The sequence below is a fragment of the Mesorhizobium sp. M1227 genome, from assembly GCF_040318315.1.
Lineage (GTDB): Bacteria > Pseudomonadota > Alphaproteobacteria > Rhizobiales > Rhizobiaceae > Mesorhizobium.
Window position 1 is genome coordinate 1 of record NZ_JAMYLZ010000003.1, and the last position, 19,356, is coordinate 19,356.

General features: G+C 63.2%; 20 protein-coding genes. 14 read left to right on the forward strand and 6 right to left on the reverse strand.

Going from position 1 to position 19,356, the window contains the following annotated elements:
- Together NKH28_RS05485 and NKH28_RS05490 are read right to left on the reverse strand one after the other, a co-directional pair.
- A partial coding sequence (locus NKH28_RS05485) for an IS110 family RNA-guided transposase (RefSeq protein ID WP_352978106.1) occupies positions 1 to 551 on the reverse strand: 551 nt, incomplete at its 3' end.
- A 228-nt stretch (positions 552 to 779) separates the two neighbouring features.
- The gene (locus NKH28_RS05490; RefSeq protein WP_023675865.1) at positions 780 to 1,421 is read right to left on the reverse strand and encodes a TetR family transcriptional regulator C-terminal domain-containing protein; all 642 of its coding nucleotides are present in this window, start codon (positions 1,419 to 1,421) and stop codon (positions 780 to 782) included.
- Between the two features lie 243 nt (positions 1,422 to 1,664).
- On the opposite strand from NKH28_RS05490, the gene aptA reads away from it, so the two are divergent.
- From aptA to NKH28_RS05515, 5 genes are all read left to right on the forward strand, one after another.
- Positions 1,665 to 2,993 (forward strand): omega-aminotransferase AptA, encoded by a 1,329-nt coding sequence (gene aptA / locus NKH28_RS05495; RefSeq protein ID WP_352453401.1) that lies wholly within the window; start codon positions 1,665 to 1,667, stop codon positions 2,991 to 2,993.
- 139 nt (positions 2,994 to 3,132) lie between these two features.
- Complete coding sequence (locus NKH28_RS05500) at positions 3,133 to 3,552, forward strand: endonuclease domain-containing protein (protein ID WP_352503192.1); 420 nt, start codon at positions 3,133 to 3,135, stop codon at positions 3,550 to 3,552.
- Positions 3,553 to 3,555: 3 nt separating this feature from the next.
- The gene (locus NKH28_RS05505; protein WP_352589382.1) at positions 3,556 to 4,806 is read left to right on the forward strand and encodes a Zn-dependent hydrolase; all 1,251 of its coding nucleotides are present in this window, start codon (positions 3,556 to 3,558) and stop codon (positions 4,804 to 4,806) included.
- Between the two features lie 58 nt (positions 4,807 to 4,864).
- Complete coding sequence (hydA, locus tag NKH28_RS05510; protein WP_352819799.1) at positions 4,865 to 6,316, forward strand: dihydropyrimidinase; 1,452 nt, start codon at positions 4,865 to 4,867, stop codon at positions 6,314 to 6,316.
- 29 nt (positions 6,317 to 6,345) lie between these two features.
- Entirely contained in the window at positions 6,346 to 6,687 is a 342-nt protein-coding gene (locus NKH28_RS05515) for a hypothetical protein (protein WP_352819797.1), read from the forward strand.
- Positions 6,688 to 6,722: 35 nt separating this feature from the next.
- Here NKH28_RS05515 and NKH28_RS05520 read toward each other — a convergent pair whose 3' ends face one another.
- Positions 6,723 to 7,127 (reverse strand): cupin domain-containing protein, encoded by a 405-nt coding sequence (locus NKH28_RS05520; RefSeq protein ID WP_023675871.1) that lies wholly within the window; start codon positions 7,125 to 7,127, stop codon positions 6,723 to 6,725.
- Positions 7,128 to 7,288: 161 nt separating this feature from the next.
- Here NKH28_RS05520 and NKH28_RS05525 point away from each other — a divergent pair, with 161 nt between their 5' ends.
- The 5 genes from NKH28_RS05525 to NKH28_RS05545 all read left to right on the forward strand — a co-directional run bounded on the left by NKH28_RS05525 (position 7,289) and on the right by NKH28_RS05545 (position 12,143).
- Positions 7,289 to 8,080 (forward strand): ABC transporter ATP-binding protein, encoded by a 792-nt coding sequence (locus tag NKH28_RS05525; RefSeq protein ID WP_352503196.1) that lies wholly within the window; start codon positions 7,289 to 7,291, stop codon positions 8,078 to 8,080.
- A gap of 448 nt (positions 8,081 to 8,528) precedes the next feature.
- On the forward strand, positions 8,529 to 9,407 hold the full coding sequence (locus tag NKH28_RS05530) for an ABC transporter permease (protein ID WP_352501094.1): 879 nt from the start codon (positions 8,529 to 8,531) through the stop codon (positions 9,405 to 9,407).
- On the forward strand, positions 9,404 to 10,540 hold the full coding sequence (locus NKH28_RS05535) for an ABC transporter permease (protein WP_352501093.1): 1,137 nt from the start codon (positions 9,404 to 9,406) through the stop codon (positions 10,538 to 10,540). The genes NKH28_RS05530 and NKH28_RS05535 overlap by 4 nt, the downstream gene beginning before the upstream one ends.
- Positions 10,541 to 10,580: 40 nt before the next feature.
- Positions 10,581 to 11,552 (forward strand): ABC transporter substrate-binding protein, encoded by a 972-nt coding sequence (locus tag NKH28_RS05540; RefSeq protein ID WP_352681854.1) that lies wholly within the window; start codon positions 10,581 to 10,583, stop codon positions 11,550 to 11,552.
- A 147-nt stretch (positions 11,553 to 11,699) separates the two neighbouring features.
- Positions 11,700 to 12,143: a CHRD domain-containing protein gene (locus tag NKH28_RS05545; RefSeq protein ID WP_352471512.1), complete on the forward strand. Its 444-nt coding sequence runs from the start codon at positions 11,700 to 11,702 to the stop codon at positions 12,141 to 12,143.
- 40 nt (positions 12,144 to 12,183) lie between these two features.
- On the opposite strand, the gene NKH28_RS05550 is transcribed toward NKH28_RS05545, so the two are convergent.
- The 3 genes from NKH28_RS05550 to NKH28_RS05560 form a co-directional block, all read right to left on the reverse strand.
- A complete protein-coding gene (locus tag NKH28_RS05550) occupies positions 12,184 to 13,833 on the reverse strand; it encodes a thiamine pyrophosphate-binding protein (protein WP_352815483.1) in 1,650 nt (549 codons plus the stop codon).
- A complete protein-coding gene (locus NKH28_RS05555; protein ID WP_352471514.1) occupies positions 13,830 to 15,005 on the reverse strand; it encodes a CaiB/BaiF CoA transferase family protein in 1,176 nt (391 codons plus the stop codon). Before NKH28_RS05555 ends, NKH28_RS05550 begins: the two co-directional genes overlap by 4 nt.
- A gap of 78 nt (positions 15,006 to 15,083) precedes the next feature.
- Positions 15,084 to 16,019 carry an alpha/beta fold hydrolase gene (locus NKH28_RS05560; RefSeq protein ID WP_352978109.1) on the reverse strand — a complete coding sequence of 312 codons (936 nt, stop codon included), beginning with the start codon at positions 16,017 to 16,019 and terminating at the stop codon, positions 15,084 to 15,086.
- A gap of 265 nt (positions 16,020 to 16,284) precedes the next feature.
- Between NKH28_RS05560 and NKH28_RS05565 the strand changes: the two genes are divergently transcribed.
- From NKH28_RS05565 to NKH28_RS05580, 4 genes are all read left to right on the forward strand, one after another.
- A complete protein-coding gene (locus tag NKH28_RS05565) occupies positions 16,285 to 17,070 on the forward strand; it encodes an alpha/beta fold hydrolase (RefSeq protein WP_352456203.1) in 786 nt (261 codons plus the stop codon).
- Positions 17,067 to 17,516 carry a MarR family winged helix-turn-helix transcriptional regulator gene (locus NKH28_RS05570; protein ID WP_352978112.1) on the forward strand — a complete coding sequence of 150 codons (450 nt, stop codon included), beginning with the start codon at positions 17,067 to 17,069 and terminating at the stop codon, positions 17,514 to 17,516. The genes NKH28_RS05565 and NKH28_RS05570 overlap by 4 nt, the downstream gene beginning before the upstream one ends.
- A gap of 120 nt (positions 17,517 to 17,636) precedes the next feature.
- On the forward strand, positions 17,637 to 18,650 hold the full coding sequence (locus NKH28_RS05575; protein WP_352978114.1) for a ribonuclease T2 family protein: 1,014 nt from the start codon (positions 17,637 to 17,639) through the stop codon (positions 18,648 to 18,650).
- A 73-nt stretch (positions 18,651 to 18,723) separates the two neighbouring features.
- Entirely contained in the window at positions 18,724 to 19,338 is a 615-nt protein-coding gene (locus NKH28_RS05580; protein ID WP_352978116.1) for a hypothetical protein, read from the forward strand.
- Positions 19,339 to 19,356 lie beyond the last annotated feature (18 nt).

Consider the following 19,356-nt stretch of genomic DNA (forward strand, 5'->3'; position numbering starts at 1 on the left):
TCGCCGAGCGTCTCAAGCAGTTCCTTTGCCAGCGCCGGCACCGTCGCGTCGCCGGCAATGCGGGCCAGCAGTGGCTCGATGCGGGCAAGGCCTTGTGCGGCCACCAGGCCGAATTCGGCTGCGTAGCCGCGGATCGTGTTGGAAAGCTGCGTGCGCCGCCGCACCAGCTGCTCGCGCACCCCAAACAGCATCTGCGCCGCTTGCTGCTCGCCGCTCTTGATCCCAACAAAGCGTGTCCTGGGCCGGCTCATCGCCTCGCAGATCGCCTCGGCGTCAGCCGCGTCATGCTTGCCGCGCCGCACATACGGCTTCACGTGCTGCGCCGCGATCAGCACCACCTCATGACCCAGCCCCGACAGCGTGCGCGCCCAGTAATGCGAGCCACCGCACGCCTCCAGCCCGATCCTCACCGGCGCAAGCTTGGCGAAGAACGGGACTACCGCCCGCCGTTGCAATTTACGCACCAGCACCGAACGCTCCGCAGCGTCGACACCATGCAGCTGAAAAACACTCTTGGACGTATCCATGCCAATACGGATAAGGTGTTCCACGGACGGCTCCCTTGTTTGAGATCTCAATGAACTCATTCTGGCACATCCGATGCCGTCGGGCGCCGTCCACCCCATCATGCCATAACCTTAACGGAAGAGTGCAGCGGAGCAGAATCCTGCACCGCAGCAACGCTCTGAGGTCACGGCATGGATCCTGGGGTCTGCGCTGCGTCGCTCCGCTCCTTGCTGCGCCCCAGGATGACGAAGCAATGGGGGAGCCGAGCTGCCTCAGCCCTTCGGCTTCAGCCCGTCGATGAACAGTTGCTCGAGAAACCTTGCGGCATCCTCGAAGCGGCCGTCGCCGCCGCGGTCGGGGCCGAGCACGGCGCGGACCTGGACGTCGAAATCGGCATAATGCTGGGTCGTCGCCCAGATCGAGAAGATCAGGTGCCAGGGGTCGGTGCGGGCAATCTTGCCGGCGCGCATCCAGCCCTTGATGACGTTGGCTTTCTCGTCGACCAGCGTCTTCAACTCGCCTTCCAGCATCGGCATGATGCGCGGCGCGCCCTGCAGGATCTCGTTGGCGAACAGGCGGCTCTCGCGCGGGAAGTCGCGCGCCATTTCGAGCTTGCGCCTGATGTAGCTGCGCAATTCGGTCAAGGGATCGCCAATGTCGTCGAGCTCGCGCAGCGGCGCCAGCCAGGTGTCGAGAAGCCGCTGCATCAGCGTCTCGTGGATGTCCTCCTTGCGGCGGAAATAATAGAGCAGGTTCGGCTTCGACATGCCGGCGGCTTCGGCGATCTGGTCGATGGTCGAGCCGCGAAAACCGTTGGTGGAGAAGACTTCTAGCGCCGCCTCCAGGATGAGCTCGCGCTTTTCCAGCTGAATGCGGGTGCGGCGAGGAGGGGAGCTTTCGACCGCCCCCGTCACCCCGCAAAACCTTCGCCGTGAGGAGTGTCTGGACCAATTCTCTGGACCAGTTTTTCCTCGCCCTGTGGAGCGCACTTCGAAAGCCGCATTTCCGCTAGTAATCCCTTGACCGCTGATAAGGCGGTGCTAACGTTTGTCCAACCGGTCAAAAATTTGCGTAGCACGAAAACGTCGCGAAGACCAAGCGTTGGAAAGACCAAGCGTTAGCCGCACCGAAACAGGTTACAAGGGGAAGTCTTGGTCATGTCCAACCGGCTGAAAGTCACGCCGAACGATCTCAGCGCATTCTGGATGCCGTTCACGGCAAACCGGCAGTTCAAGCAGGCGCCGCGCATGATGGTGTCGGCCAAGGACATGCACTACACGACCAGCGACGGGCGCAAGGTGCTCGACGGCACCGCCGGCCTGTGGTGCGTCAATGCCGGCCACTGCCGCCCGAAGATCACCGAGGCGATCCAGAGCCAGGCGGCCGAGCTCGACTATGCGCCGGCGTTCCAGATGGGCCATCCGATCGTGTTCGAGCTGGCGAACCGGCTGGTCGACATCGCGCCGAAGGGCATGGACCATGTGTTCTTCACCAATTCCGGCTCGGAATCGGTCGAGACGGCGCTGAAGATGGCAATCGCTTATCACCGCGTAAAAGGCGAGGGCTCGCGCACCCGTCTGATCGGCCGCGAGCGCGGCTATCACGGCGTCAATTTCGGCGGCATCTCGGTCGGCGGCATCGTCACCAACCGCAAGATGTTCGGCACGCTGCTCGGCGGCGTCGATCACATGCCACACACGCATCTGCCGGAAAAGAACTCTTTCACCAAGGGCGTGCCGGAGCATGGCGCGGAACTGGCGAACGAGCTGGAGCGCATCGTCGCACTGCACGACGCCTCGACCATTGCCGCCGTCATCGTCGAGCCGGTGGCCGGTTCCACCGGCGTCATCCTGCCGCCGAAGGGCTATCTCGAGAGGCTTCGCGAGATCTGCACCAAGCATGGCATCTTGCTGATCTTCGACGAGGTCATCACCGGTTTTGGCCGCCTCGGCACGCCGTTCGCCGCCGACTATTTCGGTGTCACGCCGGATATCATGACCACGGCGAAGGGCGTCTCCAACGGCGTCATCCCGATGGGCGCGGTGTTCGTGAAGAAGGAAATCCACGACGCGTTCATGACCGGGCCCGAGCACATGATCGAGTTCTTCCACGGCTACACCTATTCGGGCAATCCGATCGCCTGCGCGGCGGCGTTGGGCACGCTCGACACCTACAAGGAAGAGGGGCTGCTGACGCGCGGCGAGGAACTGGCGCCGTACTGGGAGGACGCGCTGCACTCGCTGAAGGGCGAGCCGAACGTCATCGATATCAGAAACATCGGCCTGATCGGCGCGATCGAGCTGGCGCCGATCGCCGGCCAGCCGACGAAGCGGGCCTTCTCGGCTTTCGTCAAGGCGTTCGAGCGCGGTGCATTGATCCGCACCACCGGCGACATCATCGCGCTGTCGCCACCGCTGATCATCACCAAGGGCCAGATCAACGAATTGATCGACCACGTGCGCGAAGTGCTGAGGGCGGTGGATTGAGGAACGCGCTGCAGCTTTCCCTCCCCCTTGAGGGGAGGGTGGCCGCGAAGCGGCCGGGTGGGGTCGGCGCGGCAGCGCGCCAGCCTGACCTTCGGCCGCATAGGTGCCTGTGATGCCCCGGACCCGCGTGAGCTTCGAAATGCGCCAGAAGGCGCGCGCGCTTCGAGTTCATGCGACCAAAGGCGAATCGCTGCTTTGGTATGAACTGCGCGAATTGAAATCGGCCGGGATGAAATTCCGCCGCCAGTGTCCGATCGGGCCTTATATCGTCGACTTTGCTTGCCTTGCGGTAAAGCTGGTCGTTGAAATCGATGGTGATCTGCACGAACAGGAGAAGGGCAAACGGCACGACGCCGTCCGTGATGCCTATCTGCGATCGCTCGGGTTCGATATCTTTCGCGTCGATGAGCCCGATGTCATAAACAGCGCTTGGCATGTCGCACAGGTGGTCAAGGAGAAGGTCGCGCGCATGTCAGCCGACCCCACCCGACCGCTTCGCGGCCACCCTCCCCTCGAGGGGGAGGGGGACGCTGGCGTGCCACAACCAATGAGGTTTTAGAATATGGCCGCCCCCGGCGAGAATCTGCGAATCAATTCAGACCGTTTGTGGGATTCGATAATGGAGATGGCGAAGATCGGCCCCGGCATTGCCGGCGGCAACAATCGCCAGACCGTTACCGACGAGGACGGCGAAGGGCGGCATCTGTTCAAGCGCTGGTGCGATGAGGCGGGGCTCGAAATGGGCGTCGACGAGATGGGTACGATGTTTGCCCGTCGCGAAGGCACCGACCCCAGCCTGCCGCCGGTCTATGTCGGCAGCCATCTCGACACCCAGCCGACCGGCGGCAAGTATGACGGCGTGCTCGGGGTGCTCGGCGGCCTGGAGGTCGTGCGCTCGCTCAACGATCTCGGCATCAAGACCAAGCACCCGATCGTCGTTACCAACTGGACCAACGAGGAAGGCGCCCGCTTTGCGCCGGCGATGATGGCGTCCGGGGTGTTCGCCGGCGTGCTCGACCAGGCCGACGTCTATTCACATGTCGACAAGGACGGCAAGAAATTCGGCGAGGAGCTCGAACGGATCGGCTGGAAGGGCACCGAGAAAGTCGGTGAGCGCAAGATCCACGCCTTCTTCGAATTGCATATCGAGCAGGGCCCGATCCTCGAGGACGAGGGCATCGACATCGGTGTCGTCACCCATGGGCAAGGGTTGAAATGGCTGCAGGTGACGCTGACCGGCAAGGAGGCGCACACCGGCTCGACGCCGATGCCGAAGCGGCGCAATGCCGGGCTCGGCATGGCGCGGGTGATCGAACTGGTGCACGAGATCGCCATGGACTACCAACCCGACGCCGTCGGCGCGGTCGGCCATATGGAGGTCTATCCGAACTCGCGCAACATCATCGCCGGCCGCACCGTCTTCACCATCGACATCCGCTCGCCGGAAAAGGAAGTGCTGGACGCCATGGACGGCCGCATCCGCGAAGGCATCGACACGATCTGCGACGCGCTCGACATCAAATATCAAATCGAGCAGGTCGGCCATTTCGACCCGGTCACTTTCGACGCGGGCTGCGTCAAGGCTGTGCGGGATGCGGCGGAGCGCCTGGGATATACGCATCGCAACATCGTCTCGGGCGCCGGCCATGACGCCTGCTGGATCAACCGCGTCGCACCCACCGCAATGGTGATGTGCCCCTGTGTCGACGGGCTCAGCCACAACGAAGCCGAGGAAATCACCAAGGAATGGGCAGCGGCCGGCGCCGACGTGCTGTTCCATGCGGTGGTGGACACGGCGGTCATTGTCGAATGATGGGATAGCCTCGCAACGCCGCTCACAAGAAGCGCGAAGAGAATAAGGGAACAACAAAATGTCCAAAGTCATCAAGAACGGCACCATCGTCACCGCCGACCGGACGTGGAAGGCCGATGTGCTGTTCAAGCACGGCAAGATCATCGGCATCGGGCCGGATCTGCATGGCGACCATGAGTTCGACGCCAGCGGCTGCTATGTGATGCCGGGCGGCATCGACCCGCATACCCATCTCGAAATGCCGTTCATGGGCACCTATTCGGCCGATGACTTTGAATCCGGCACCCGCGCGGCCCTTGCCGGCGGCACGACGATGGTCGTCGATTTCTGCCTGCCAGGGCCGCAGCAGTCGCTGCTCGAGGCCCTGCAGATGTGGGACAACAAGACTTCGAAGGCGTCCTGCGACTATTCCTTCCACATGGCGATCACCTGGTGGGGCAAGCAGGTGTTCGACGAGATGGCCACCGTCGTCGACAGGGGCATTACCTCGTTCAAGCATTTCATGGCCTACAAGGGCGCGCTGATGGTCGATGACGACGAGCTCTATTCGTCGTTCCAACGCTGTGCCGATCTTGGCGCGCTGCCGCTGGTCCATGCCGAGAATGGCGACGTGGTGGCGGCGCTGTCGCAGAAGCTGCTGGCGGCGGGCAACAGCGGCCCGGAGGGACACGCCTATTCGCGCCCGCCTGAAGTCGAAGGCGAGGCGACCAACCGCGCCATCATGATCGCCGACATGGCCGGTGTGCCGCTCTATGTCGTGCATGTCTCCTGCGAGCAGGCGCACGAAGCCATCCGCCGGGCGCGCCAGAAAGGCATGCGGGTATTCGGCGAGCCGCTGATCCAGCACCTGACGCTGGACGAGAGCGAATATTTCAACAAGGACTGGGACCATGCGGCGCGGCGGGTGATGAGCCCGCCCTTCCGCAACAAACTGCACCAGGATTCGCTGTGGGCCGGCCTGCAGGCCGGGTCGCTGCAAGTGGTGGCGACCGACCATTGTGCCTTCACCACCAAACAGAAGCGCAACGGCGTCGGCGATTTCACCAAGATCCCGAACGGCACGGGCGGGCTCGAGGATCGTTTGCCGGTGCTGTGGACGACCGGCGTCAAGACCGGCCGGCTGACGATGAACGAGTTCGTCGCGGTGACCTCGACCAACATCGCCAAGATCCTCAACATGTACCCGAAGAAGGGCGCCATCGTCGAAGGCGCGGACGCCGACATCCTCGTATGGGACCCGAAGCGCAAGAAGAAGATCACGGCCAAGAAGCAGCAGTCGGTGATCGACTACAATGTCTTCGAAGGTTTTGAGGTAACCGGCCTGCCGCGCTTCGTCTTCTCGCGCGGCGAACTGTCGATCGAGGAAAACGAGGTCAAGGCGAAGCCCGGCCATGGCGAATTCGTCGCTCGCGAGCCGAACGCGGCGGTCAACCGGGCGCTGTCGACGTGGAAGGAAATTTCCGCGCCGCGCAAGGTGGAACGGACGGGCATCCCGGCGACGGGCGTTTGAGCTTGGCGAGCCACGGAGCGATTATCTCAATGGCCGCGGTGATCCTTGCCGCCGGGCCGGCGGCGGCTGACGTCCTTGCCGGCTCCTTTGGCAATGAGGTCGGTTGCGCTGGTGTACGGCTCGGTTATCAGGACAGCGACGATTATGTCGTGCTGACCGCCGACGGCGTCGAAACCTATGGCAGCGGCTGCCAGTTCGCACAGCGACTGACGGCGGCGCCTGGCACCCTGTTGTTGAGTTCCACCTGTTTCGCCGAGGGCGAGGAGGGCACGACCACGGATGTCGTCAAGGTCATCAATAGGGGAGGGGACGGTTTCTTCGTGACCATTCCCGGCCTTGAGGAGATAGGGCCGCTGAAATCATGTTCGTGACGGTGCCGATGACGACCGCCGCCTCGATGCCGGCGTCAGGCGACCAACCCGTCCAGTTCCGGCAGCAGGACGACGCTTTCCTGTTCGTTGGGATCGGTTCGGGCAATGACCGCCGAGGCGGGGCCGTCGCTCAGATTGGCCGGCAGATGCGGCACGCCGGGGGGAATATAGAAAAGATCGCCGGCCTTGACCACGATATGCTGTTCGAGCCGGTCGCCATACCAGGTATGGACTTCGCCGGAGAGCACATAGATCGCGGTTTCATGGTTTTCGTGCATATGCGCCTTGGCGCGGGCACCCGGCGGCATGGTCAGCAGATGCATGCAGATGCCGGACGAGCCGACTGTTTCGGCGGCGATACCGGCGAAATAACTCAGGCCCTGCTTGCCTTCATAAGAGCTTTCAGGGCGGATAAGATGGCAAGTCGGTTTGGGCGACATCGGGGCAACTCCGGGCGTCTATCTGATGGGACAAGGGCGCGTAGAACTGGGGCGAGTAAAACTGCGGCGAGTAGGACTGGGCGAGTGGAAAGCAACATCGGGGTAAAATCAATGGGATTCCGGCCGGCGCCGCAGTGGCCGGAAGCGACAGGCTACGGCCGATGACGGGAGTATCGCCAGCCGTTGTTTCGGCAAGCAAGCTTGGCCTGACCTTCCAGACCAATGATGGTCCGGTACAGGCGCTGTCGAATGTCGACCTGACGATCGGCAAGGGGGAATTCGTGTCTTTCATCGGGCCCTCCGGCTGCGGCAAGACGACCTTGCTGCGCGTCATCGCCGATCTGGAGAAGCCGACATCGGGAGCCATCTCCGTCAACGGCATGACGCCCGAGCAGGCGCGCCAGAGCCGCGCCTATGGCTATGTCTTCCAGGCGGCCGCACTTTATCCGTGGCGCACGATCGAGCGCAATGTGGCACTGCCGCTGGAGATCATGGGCCTGTCCAGAGCGGAGCAGGCGGCGCGCATCAAGCGAACCCTCGACCTTGTCAATCTCAGCGGCTTCGAGAAGAAATACCCCTGGCAGCTTTCGGGCGGCATGCAGCAGCGCGCCTCGATCGCGCGGGCGCTCGCCTTCGACGCCGACCTTTTGTTGATGGACGAGCCGTTCGGCGCGCTGGACGAGATCGTGCGCGATCACCTCAACGAACAGCTGCTGGAGCTTTGGGAGCGCACCAACAAGACTATCTGCTTCGTCACCCATTCGATCCCCGAGGCGGTCTATCTGTCGACGCGCATCATCGTCATGTCGCCGCGCCCGGGGCGTGTCAGCGACGTCATAGAATCGACGCTGCCGAAAAAGCGACCGCTCGATATCCGCGAGACGCCGGAGTTCCTGGCCATCGCGGCACGCGTGCGCGACGGCCTGAGGGCGGGGCACAGCTATGATGATTGAGGGCGCGCGCGACGGGCTTGCGCGTTCGACGCAGGAGGTGCCTCCGCCCCGCGAGGGAGCGGTCAACAATGCCTTCGTCATCCTAGGGCGGAGCCGCCGCGAAGCGGCGTGCGCAGACCCTAGGATCCATGCCGTGACATTAGCCGAAAGGCGCAAGCGGTTCAGAATATTCGCCGGGCAGAGCGGTGTGGAGGGAGCCATTTTCAGCACCGTTGCGGAGCGGGGAGGTTACGGCATGGATCCTAGGGTCTGCGCCGCGTCGCTTCGCTCCTTGCTTCGCCCTAGGATGACGAAAGCGTGGTGGGGCGCTCCCGATACGCACGCCGCTTCGCGGCGCTTCCGCCCTAGGATGACAAAAGCGCGGTCACCCTCACCCGGCCTCCGCTTCGCTCCAGTCACCCTCTCCCCGTTGGGGAGAGGAGGGCGCTTACCCGGCGAGGCCTGCTAGATGGACTCGTTTCGCGACAAGATCGTTCCGGTGACCTCGATCCTCCTGGGCGTTGTCGTCGTCTGGTACGTCATGGCCGTCATCCTCAACACGCCGTTCCAGCGCGATCTCGACCGCCGCGCCAATCAGACACCGGGTATTGTGGAATTCATCGGCAAGACGCTGGCGCAGCCGAAGCCGACGCTGCCGGCGCCGCATCAGGTGGCGGTGAATTTTTTCGAAAACACCTTTCTGCGCAGCATCACCTCGAACCGCAGCCTTGTCTACAATGCCTGGGTGACGCTGTCGTCGACGCTGCTCGGCTTTGCTTTCGGCACGGCGCTCGGCATCGTCATCGCCGTCGGCATCGTGCATGTGGCGACGCTCGACCGCAGTCTGATGCCGTGGATCATCGCCTCGCAGACCATTCCGATCCTGGCGGTGGCGCCGATGATCATAGTCGTGCTGGCGGCGATCGGCATCACCGGGCTTATCCCGAAGGCGCTGATCTCGACCTATCTGTCGTTCTTTCCGGTGGCAGTCGGCATGGTGAAGGGACTGCGCTCGCCCGAGCTTACCCATCTCGACCTGATGCACACCTATAATGCCAGTGCCTCGCAGACCTTCTGGAAATTGCGGGTGCCGGCTTCGGTGCCGTTCCTGTTTACCTCGATGAAGGTGGCGGTGGCCGCCAGCCTGGTCGGCGCCATCGTCGGCGAGTTGCCGACCGGCGCCGTCGCCGGCATCGGCGCCAAATTGCTCGCCGGCGCCTACTACAGCCAGACCATCGACATCTGGTCGGCTCTGGTTGCCGGGTCGGTGGTCGCGGCGCTGCTGGTGATGGTCGTCGGCATCGCCGGGCGCCTTGTCGACCGCGCCATGGGCGGGAGGCCGGCATGAGCTCCATCCTGAGCCTTTCCTCAATCACGCCTCGATCCTGGCAGGGGTATGCAGCGCTTGTCCTGCTTGCCGGCGCGCTGCTTCTTTGGCCGCTCGTCAGTGCTACGCCCGGTTACGGCATGGCAACTGCGGTTTTGATTTTCATTTTGCTGCTCGTGGCAATCGAGGCCGACAACTTTCCACCGATGATCGGGGTGGTGTTGCTGTTCCTTGGCGCGCATGGCGCAGCGTGGATGCTGCTCGCCGGCATAACCGGCAATGAGGGCAGCGCTCGCGCATCCTTCTATCTGCTGCTCGTCGCGGCGTGGTTTTTGGCCTGGCGCTGCGTAACGGTCTTGTCGTCGTTTCGCCCGACGTCGCGCTGGGCGTCAACCGCCCTGCGCCTGATCATTCCGGCCATCTTCGGCGCCTGGATCCTGATCATCTGGGAGGCGGTGACGCGTGGTGCCGGCATTCCCTTCATCCTGTTGCCGCCGCCAAGCGCCATCGGTGCACGCATCGTCGGCTCGCTGCCGGTGCTGGGGGCCGATGTCAGGCAGACCATCTTCAAGGCTGTTATCTTCGGCTATGTGGTGGGGAGCAGCGCCGGCTTCCTCGTTGCCATCGCCGCCGACCGCGTGCCGTTTCTGCGGCGCGGGCTTTTGCCGATCGGCAATATGGTGTCGGCGCTGCCGATCATCGGCGTCGCGCCGATCATGGTCATGTGGTTCGGCTTCGACTGGCAGTCGAAGGCAGCGGTGGTCATCATCATGACCTTCTTCCCGATGCTGGTGAACACCGTCGCCGGGCTTGCCGCCTCCGGCCATATGGAGCGCGACCTGATGCGCACCTATGCCTCGAGCTACTGGCAGACGCTGTTCAAGCTGCGGCTGCCGGCGGCGGCACCCTTCATCTTCAATGCGTTGAAGATCAATTCGACGCTGGCGCTGATCGGCGCCATCGTCGCCGAGTTCTTCGGCACGCCGGTGGTCGGCATGGGATTCCGCATTTCGACGGAAGTCGGGCGGATGAACATCGACATGGTGTGGGCGGAAATCGCAGTTGCAGCACTTGCGGGTTCGGTCTTTTATGGCGTGGTCGCTCTTTTCGAGAGAGCAGTCACGTTTTGGCATCCCTCTGTCCGTGGTGGATAGGGGCGGTGGGTTTAGGGCGCTAACTTCAGAGGGTAAAAACATGAAAAGACTTGTTGTTTCGATGCTGGCCGGCGCGATGTCGCTTGCCGCGTTCCAGGCGATGGCCGCGGACAAGGTGACGCTGCAGCTGAAATGGGTCACCCAGGCACAGTTCGCCGGCTATTATGTCGCCAAGGCCAAGGGCTTCTATGAAGCCGAGGGCCTCGACGTCGACATCAAGCCCGGCGGCCCGGACATTGCGCCCGAGCAGGTCATCGCCGGCGGCGGCGCCGACGTCATCGTCGATTGGATGGGCGGCGCGCTGGCTGCGCGCGAGAAGGGCGTGCCGCTGGTCAACATCGCCCAGCCGTTCAAGAAGGCCGGCATGGAGCTGGTCTGCCCGAAGGACGGTCCGGTCAAGACAGAAGCCGACTTCAAGGGCCACACGCTCGGCGTCTGGTTCTTCGGCAACGAGTATCCGTTCTATGCCTGGATGAACAAGCTTGGCCTCAAGACCGATGGCGGGCCGGACGGCGTCACCGTGCTCAAGCAGAGCTTCGATGTGCAGCCGCTGATCCAGAAGCAGGCGGATTGCATTTCGGTCATGACCTATAACGAGTACTGGCAGCTCATCGACGCCGGCTACAAGCCGGAAGAGCTGACCGTCTTCAACTATTCCGCCATGGGCAACGATCTGCTCGAAGACGGGCTCTATGCCCTGGAGGACAAGCTCAAGGATCCGGCCTTCGAGGACAAGATGGTGCGTTTCGTGCGCGCTTCGATGAAGGGTTGGAAATACGCCGTCGATAATTCCGACGAAGCGGCCGGCATCGTCATGGACAATGGCGGCCAGGACGAGAATCACCAGAAGCGCATGATGGGCGAAGTCGCCAAGCTGATCGACAATGCCGATGGCAAGCTCGATCCGGCGACCTACGAGCGCACCGCCAAGGCGCTGCTCGACCAGAAGATCATCAGCAAGGAGCCTACCGGCGCCTACACGACGGCGATCACCGACAAGGCCATCAAATAGGGCTGTCAAACTGGCTTGTAGCGGAAAAGGGGCGGGCGACCGCCCCTTTTTAGTGGGAGGTAAAATAAACGTTACCGGCGGAAACATCCGCTCGCAAAATCGTTGTGCCGGTGCATCCGCCTCAAGGGTGTCACAACGGAGGTTTCCATGCGCATCCAGTCCTTCACGCCGATGCTTTCGGCGCTGGCCATTTCTGCAGCCATCTTCTCTGCTTCACCGGCCTTGGCCGAAACCATGAAGATGACGGCGACGCTCGATGGTGCTCAGCAGAACCCGCCCGTCACCACGAAGGGCAAGGGCACCGCCACGCTCAGGTTCAACACCGCCACCAAGAAACTCAGCTGGACCGTGAGATATTCCGGCCTCAGCGGGCCGGCGAAGGCCGCACACATTCACGGCCCGGCGGCAAAGGGTCAAAACGCCGATCCGGTGGTGCCGTTCGAAGGCAAGCTGAAGAGCCCGATCAAGGGTTCGGCGACATTGACCGATGCCCAGGCCACCGATCTTGAGGCTGGCAAATATTACGTCAACATCCACACCGCGGCCCATGCGGACGGCGAGATCCGCGGCCAGATCGAGAAGGCCAAATAGGCAGATCACGACGACAAAACAGGGCAATCATCCTGTTTTGTCAGGCCTTGTCGCGAATCTGGGACATCGTGCGGGTCGGCGTGATGGCTTCAGGGTCGAGCCGGATCTCTACGATCGACGGCTTGCCGCTGGCCCGCGCTCGCTCGAAGGCCGCCGCGAAGTCGGCGGTCTTTTCCACCGTCTCGCCATGGCCGCCATAGGCACGAGCCAAAGCAGCAAAGTCGGGATTCTTCAAGTCCGTGGCGACGACACGGCCGGGATATTCGCGCTCCTGATGCATGCGGATGGTGCCGTAGATGCCATTGTTGACGACGATGACGATGATCGGCAGCCCGTATTGCACGGCGGTGGCGAATTCCTGGCCGTTCATCAGGAAACAGCCGTCGCCGGCGAAGGCGATCACGTCGCGGTCGGGGAAAAGCTGCTTGGCGGCGACCGCCGCCGGCGTGCCGTAGCCCATCGAGCCGGATGTGGGTGCTGCCTGCGTGCCGAAACGCCGGAAGCGATGGTAGCGATGCACCCAGGTGGCGTAGTTGCCGGCGCCGTTGGTGAGGATGGCGTCGTCCGGCAGCATCGTTTCGAGATAATTCATGATCGGCCCCATCTGGACGGCGCCGGGGCCGCTCTCCGGAGGCGTCGACCAGTCGAGATAGGCGGCGTGCAGCTTCGCTGCCTCAGCCGCCCAGACCGGCGTTGCGGTCGGCTTGCGTCCGGCAAAGGCTTCGACGAAAGCGGCAGGCGAGGCATTGATCGCCAGCGCCGGCCGGTAGACGCGGCCGAGTTCGCCGGCGTCGGCATGGATATGGACCAGCGTCTGGTCGGGGTAGGGGCTCTTCAGCAGCGTGTAGTCGGATGACGGCATCTCGCCCATACGGCCGCCGATCAGCAGCACGAGGTCGGCCTGCTTGATGGCGGTTGCTACCTTGGGATTGATGCCGATGCCGACATCGCCGGCATAGTTCGGGTGGAGATGGTCGAACAGCATCTGGCGGCGGAAGGAGCAGCCGACCGGCAGCGACCAGGCTTCGGCTATCGTCCGCATCCGTGCAACGGCCTGCGCGTCCCAGCGCGTACCGCCGAGGATGACGAAGGGCCGCTTTGCCTGGTTGAGCAACAGTTCCAGTGCGTCGAGCTCGACTTCGCCAGGCCGCGTCTCAACAGGGGTATAATGCCGGGCGTCCGGTGCCTCCGCGAGGCTGGTCAGCATGTCTTCGGGCAGCGAGATGACGACCGGGCCCGGGCGACCGGACGTCGCCACCGCAAAGGCGCGTGTGACGAATTCGGGTATGCGTGCGGCGTCGTCGATCTCGACCACCCATTTGGCGATATCGCCGAAGAACCTGACGTAGTCGACCTCCTGGAAGGCCTCGCGCCCCTTGGCGTGGCTGGCGACCTGGCCGATGAACAGGATGAGGGGGACTGAATCCTGCATCGCGATGTGGATGCCGGCCGAGGCATTGGTGGCGCCTGGGCCTCGGGTGACGAAGCAGATGCCGGGCCTGCCGGTCAGGCGGCCATGGCAGTCGGCCATCATTGCGGCACCGCCCTCCTGGCGGCAGACGATTGTGCGGATCGGTGAATCATGCAGCGCGTCGAGCACCGCCAGATAGGATTCGCCGGGTACGCAATAGATACGGTCCGTTCCGTTGGCTTCGAGCGCATCGACGATGAGTTGTCCGCCGGTCTTCATTTTCCTGACCTCTCCAGTTCGGCAAGGATTTCTTCGGTGTGTTCGCCGAGACGCGGTGACGGACGTTCATAGACCAGCGGCGTGCCGGACATGACCATCGGCGCCCGCACCGAGGGCAACAGATTGCCATGGCCGTCATCGAGGTCGAGCCGCATGCCGCGCGCGATGGTCTGCGGGTCGGCAAACATCTGGCCGATGTTGTTGATCGGGCTGGCCGGCACTCCGGCAGTCTCAAGTCTGGCCAGCAACGGGTCGCGATCGAAGGCTTTCAGCGCCTCGATCATATGCTCGCGCAGCTTTGCCCGGTTGGCGACGCGGGCGGGATTGGTGGCGAAGTCAGGGTTCGACGCCAGCTCGTCGAGGCCGACGGCAGCGCAGAACTTTGCGAACTGGCCGTCATTGCCGACCGCCAGGATGATGTGGCCATTCTTCACCGGCACCACTTCGTAGGGCGCGATGTTCATATGCGCATTGCCCATCTGCACCGGCGACTGTCCGGAGACGAGATAGTTGAGGTTCTGGTTGCCGAGCGTCGAGATCTGGGTATCGTAGAGCGCCATGTCGATATGCTGGCCTTCGCCGGTCTTCTCGGCATGGCGAAGCGCCGCCTGAATGGCGATGACCGAATAAAGCCCGGTGAAAACATCTGAAATGGCGACGCCCGCCTTTTGCGGTTCGCGGCCGGCTTCGCCGGTGATCGACATCATGCCGGCCATGCCCTGGATGATGAAATCATAGCCGGCACGCGGCGCATACGGTCCCGACTGGCCAAAACCGGTGATCGAGCAATAGATCAGCCGCGGGTTGATTTTCCTCAGGCTGTCATAGTCGAGGCCGTATTTCTTCAGTCCGCCGACTTTGAAGTTTTCGATCAGCACATCCGATGTCGCGACCAGCCGGCGCACCGTCTCGGCACCCTCGGGCGTCGAGAAGTCGATGGCAATGGAGCGCTTGCCGCGGTTGCAGGAATGGTAATAAGCGGCCGAAAGGTTTTCGCCGTCATGGCCGATGACGAAGGGCGGTCCCCATTTGCGGGTGTCGTCGCCGCCGTCCGGGCTCTCGACCTTGATCACGTCGGCTCCGAGGTCGGCAAGCAGCTGTCCGGCCCATGGCCCGGCGAGGATGCGTGCGAGTTCGATGACGCGGATGCCTTTGAGCGGAGGCTCAGTCATGGATCACCGTGGTTGATCGAAAGCGCAGCCTCTATCAATCCCGCGCGCCGCTGTCACGGCCCTTGCAATGGGCCAGTATCACTGTGCCCTCAGCACGCGGTCGGCCCAGGCGGCAAAATCCTCCATGATGATGTCTCGGTTGACCTCGTTCAGGCTTTCGTGGCGGGTTTTGGCGTAAACCTTTGAAACGAGATTCGAAAAACCCATCATGTGCATCCGGCCGGCAAGATGGCTGACCGCCTTGCCGCCGTCCGAGGCCGGATCTTGCTCGCCTCCGACCAGATTGACGAACAGGTCGCGCCGCACGCCGGAAAAATTGCGGTCGCTGCCGCAATGCAGCGTCATCATGACGATGTCCTGCCACATCGACACCGATGCGTCCCAGCCGCAAAGCGGGTCGGCGATGTATTTCTCGACTTCAACGGCATCGCGCGACAGCCAGTCGAACGGCGTCCGGTGATTGGGCACCGCCTTGCCCCAGGCCCGGAACGTCAGCCGGGGCAGCAGGCGCGACGGCACGTCTGAGCCAAGCCGGAACTTTTCCCAACCAAGCATGGCCAGCGCGATTTGGCCGAGCAGTCCGGCCGAGAAATTGCCGTTCCAGATCGCGGCGGCATGGATGCGCGCCGAGTGGCGGAGGACAAAATTCAGCGCGACCGACGCGCCCAGGGAGTGGCCGAAGACGATGATCGGCAGACCCGGCTGTTCCCTGGCGATGAGATCATGGACGGCGGCGACATCGGCGATGACCTTGGCACCGCCATCCGCATCGGCGAACCTGCCAGGTGGCGCGTCGGGCGCCTTGGTGGCGCCATGGCCACGGTGGTCGTGCGCGTAGACCTGGTAGCCGCGCTCGCCAAGGAAATCGGCGAAACGGGCATAGCGCGCCGCGTGCTCGGCCAACCCGTGATTGACCTGGACAATGGCGCGCGGTTGGCCGATGGCGTGTTTCACATAAAGGTTGAGCTCGGCGCCGGTCGGCGATGCCAGCATCCTCTGCTTGTCAAATGGCATGTCTCGCTCCCGTCGGCGACTGTTGGGCGACGCAGCGATCGACGTCAAGGGACGCAGGGTACCCACTCGACGGCGTTGACAGCATGCTGTCAATGTGATTACATGACAGCATACTGTCAAATGGTCAGCGGCAGATTGGGGGTATGACTATGAAAACCACCGGGCCATTTCGCGGCATGCAATCTTGCTGGCGGGCTTCGCCTTCACGACGGCCACCCTGTTGTCAGGGATTGCTGCGTTCAGTCAGGAAACCAGGGAGATGACCATGATGACGTCCACTGTTCCAGGCCCGCAAGGCCAGCTTGCCACTTATAGGATCAACGCCGGCAATGGCCTGCCGATCATGTTCCTGCATGGAGATTGCAGCCGCGCTTCCCACTGGGACCGGGTGATGCAGCTCTCCGTCGAAGGCCGCGAGGCGGTAGCCTTCGATTTTCGCGGTCATGGCGCCTCCGCGCCGGCGCAGGACGGTGACTATGGTTATGACGGTCGCGCAATGGATGTCGGTGCCGTGGCCGACGCGTTTGGCCTGAAGCGGTTTCTCATTGTCGCGCACAGCGGCGGTGGTGGCGTGGCGCTCGCTTATGCCGCCAGCCATGCCGACCGGGTAGCCGGTGTCTTGCTCGTCGACCCGGCGACCGATCCTCGTGCGCTGCCGCAGGCGATTCGTGACGGCTTTGTCCGCGATCTGGCCGGTCCGCAAGGCCGTGATGTCCTGAACGCCTATTACACGTCGATTGCCGGCCCTAACGCGGCTGTTCGCCAGCGTGTTCTGGCCGATGCGGCAGTGGTCGATCCGGCGGCGAGGGCAGGTGTCGGCAAGGCACTGGCCGAATGGAACCCGGAGCCGGCACTCGATGCGTATCGCGGGCCTATGTTCGTATTGGCTACCGAGGCCAGTGACACTCCAGCCGCGCTCTACCGGCTGCGCACGGACATTCCGCGCCAGATCGTGGCGGGCAGCGGCCATTGGGTGATGCTTGACAAGCCCGAGGTCGTAGCCGAAGCCGTTAATAATTTCGTCGCGACCATCGAGGCCGGCCAGAAATGACGACCAGGACCGAGGCGGCAAATGTGCTCACCGAACTGGTGCTTGCCGTGTTCAGGATGAACGGCAGTTTTCTGGATGCGGCCGACCGGCTGGCCGCTCCAACCGGGCTGACAGCAGCGCGCTGGCAGGTTTTGGGTGCAGTTTTGAAGGAGCCGAAATCTGTGGCCGACATCGCCCGCGACATGGGTCTCGCCCGTCAGAGTGTACAGCGGCTGGCCGACATACTGGCTGCGGAGGGGCTTGCCGCCTACGCCGACAACCCGGCGCATCGCCGCGCCAAGCTGTTGTCGATAACCGATGCCGGCCGGGCAGCGGTCAAGAATATCGGCACACGCCAGCATGTTTGGGCGAACCGCGTTTCGGAGGGTATGGACGCCGACGTGCTGAAAGCCTCGCTTGATCTGCTGCGCACCCTGACGAAACGGGTGGAGGCGGGCGGATCCTGATCGACCACGCGCGAGCCGTCTCAATGCGCTGGCGATTGTTTTTACGGCCGGCGAAAGAAATCGTAATTCTGACATGTCGCAAGTTTCTAGCTTGCGGCGTGAATCACGAGGAGTGCCGGAATGCGGATTTGGGCGATATGGGGGGCAGTGTTTGTTGCGTTTGCTGGCGCAAGCGCGGCGCGGGCCGATGTGAAGATGACCGGCTCTTTCGTCGCCGATGCCGCCTGTCCGGCAACGCAGGCGATCAAGAGCGGCAAGAATCCCGGCAATGTCTCGACCGCGGCTGGTCAGAATTATGATCTGCTGGCCGGCAACAAGGACGCGCCCACCCACTACCTCATTCGCGTGCCGGGCGCCGATCCGGAGCGCCGCTGGGTCAAGATCAGCTGCGGTCATGTTTCGGGCGGCAGCGTGTCGACGATGCCGGCTGCACCGGCGCCTGCCGAGCCGAACAAGCCATCGGCGTCCGGAAAGCCGGAATATGTCTTCGCGTTGAGCTGGCAGCCGGCTTTTTGTGAGACCAAATCCGGCAAAACCGAATGCCGTGCGCAGACCGCCGCCGGTTTCGATGCGACCCACTTCACCTTGCATGGGTTGTGGCCGCAGCCGAACGGAAATTTCTATTGCCAGGTCGCGGCAAGCGACAAGGCGAACGACGATCCGGCACACTGGCGGGATTTGCCGCCGGTCACCCTTGACCCGAAAACGCGAGCGGAACTCGACCAGGTGATGCCGGGCACCGCATCCGCCCTCGAAAGGCATGAATGGATCAAGCACGGCACCTGCTACGGCAAGAGCCAGCAGGAGTATTTCGCCGACGCCTTGAACCTGATGCGCGCGATGAATGCGTCGCCGGTGCGCGATCTCTTCATCAAGAACGTCGGCAAGCAACTGACATCCGATCAGATCCGCAGCACCTTCGACAGTGCCTTCGGCAAAGGCGCGGGCGACCGGGTCCGCGTGTCCTGCGTGGTCGATCCTTCGAACGGCAGGCGGCTGATCGGCGAACTGACGCTCGGCCTGACCGGCCCGATCGCTTCGAACGCTTCGCTCGGTGCCCTGCTGCTTGCCTCGGCGCCGACAGCCAAGGCCGGCTGCCCGAAGGGCGCGGTCGATGCCGTCGGGTTCCAGTAAACAGGCCGTACGCGACTGTCGCTTTGCGCCGGGGATGGTATGATCCCGGGGTTATCATTCGCAGGGGGTGGCGATGAGTGGTATGACGAGCGGCGCGCTGGCGCGGCTGGCGTTCTGGGCCAAGGGCATGACGGCGATCCGCGACGGCCATATGGAGTGGCCGGGCTTTTCCTACACCGAGGTGGAGTGGGCGCGCATGACCACGCTCGCCAAACCCGTCGGCAGCGGCACCTACCAATTGTTTACGCTGGTCAACGCGGCGATCTTCATCGCCATCGCCGCGCTCGGGATGTTCTGTGTCTTCCTGCCGCTGGCGGCGCTGCTGTTCCCGGTACCGGCCGAAACCAGTGCGCTCAAGTTTTCGCTGCTCCTGGCGGCATGCGCCTTCCTGATCATCGGCATCGGCCTGCCGATTTCGCTGCGTCTTTCGACCACGCTGGTGGCGCCGAAGGCAATGCGGGCCGCGCTTGTCGCCTTGCCCGGCGACCAGGCGCTTGCGGCAAAAGTGTCATGGCAGATCAACCGGATCACGCTCGTGCTCTGCGGCCTGCTGGTACCGGGCATTCTTCTGTTCATTGCCTACGATATCGAAGCCGGCCCGATTATTACCGCGTTGAAATGGCTGGCGATCGCGCTGATGGCGGTTTCGGTTGCGATCGGCGGATGGCAGCGGCGCAAACAATCCTGATTGAGCCAATCGCAGGCC

Coding starts and splice junctions, on each gene's coding strand:
- aptA (WP_352453401.1), top strand. CDS start 1,665: ATGTCCAACCGGCTGAAAGTCACGCCGAACGATCTCAGCGCATTCTGG.
- NKH28_RS05500 (WP_352503192.1), top strand. CDS start 3,133: ATGCGCCAGAAGGCGCGCGCGCTTCGAGTTCATGCGACCAAAGGCGAA.
- NKH28_RS05505 (WP_352589382.1), top strand. CDS start 3,556: ATGGCCGCCCCCGGCGAGAATCTGCGAATCAATTCAGACCGTTTGTGG.
- hydA (WP_352819799.1), top strand. CDS start 4,865: ATGTCCAAAGTCATCAAGAACGGCACCATCGTCACCGCCGACCGGACG.
- NKH28_RS05515 (WP_352819797.1), top strand. CDS start 6,346: ATGGCCGCGGTGATCCTTGCCGCCGGGCCGGCGGCGGCTGACGTCCTT.
- NKH28_RS05520 (WP_023675871.1), bottom strand. CDS start 7,127: ATGTCGCCCAAACCGACTTGCCATCTTATCCGCCCTGAAAGCTCTTAT.
- NKH28_RS05525 (WP_352503196.1), top strand. CDS start 7,289: ATGACGGGAGTATCGCCAGCCGTTGTTTCGGCAAGCAAGCTTGGCCTG.
- NKH28_RS05530 (WP_352501094.1), top strand. CDS start 8,529: ATGGACTCGTTTCGCGACAAGATCGTTCCGGTGACCTCGATCCTCCTG.
- NKH28_RS05535 (WP_352501093.1), top strand. CDS start 9,404: ATGAGCTCCATCCTGAGCCTTTCCTCAATCACGCCTCGATCCTGGCAG.
- NKH28_RS05540 (WP_352681854.1), top strand. CDS start 10,581: ATGAAAAGACTTGTTGTTTCGATGCTGGCCGGCGCGATGTCGCTTGCC.
- NKH28_RS05545 (WP_352471512.1), top strand. CDS start 11,700: ATGCGCATCCAGTCCTTCACGCCGATGCTTTCGGCGCTGGCCATTTCT.
- NKH28_RS05550 (WP_352815483.1), bottom strand. CDS start 13,833: ATGAAGACCGGCGGACAACTCATCGTCGATGCGCTCGAAGCCAACGGA.
- NKH28_RS05555 (WP_352471514.1), bottom strand. CDS start 15,005: ATGACTGAGCCTCCGCTCAAAGGCATCCGCGTCATCGAACTCGCACGC.
- NKH28_RS05560 (WP_352978109.1), bottom strand. CDS start 16,019: ATGCCATTTGACAAGCAGAGGATGCTGGCATCGCCGACCGGCGCCGAG.
- NKH28_RS05565 (WP_352456203.1), top strand. CDS start 16,285: ATGATGACGTCCACTGTTCCAGGCCCGCAAGGCCAGCTTGCCACTTAT.
- NKH28_RS05570 (WP_352978112.1), top strand. CDS start 17,067: ATGACGACCAGGACCGAGGCGGCAAATGTGCTCACCGAACTGGTGCTT.
- NKH28_RS05575 (WP_352978114.1), top strand. CDS start 17,637: ATGCGGATTTGGGCGATATGGGGGGCAGTGTTTGTTGCGTTTGCTGGC.
- NKH28_RS05580 (WP_352978116.1), top strand. CDS start 18,724: ATGAGTGGTATGACGAGCGGCGCGCTGGCGCGGCTGGCGTTCTGGGCC.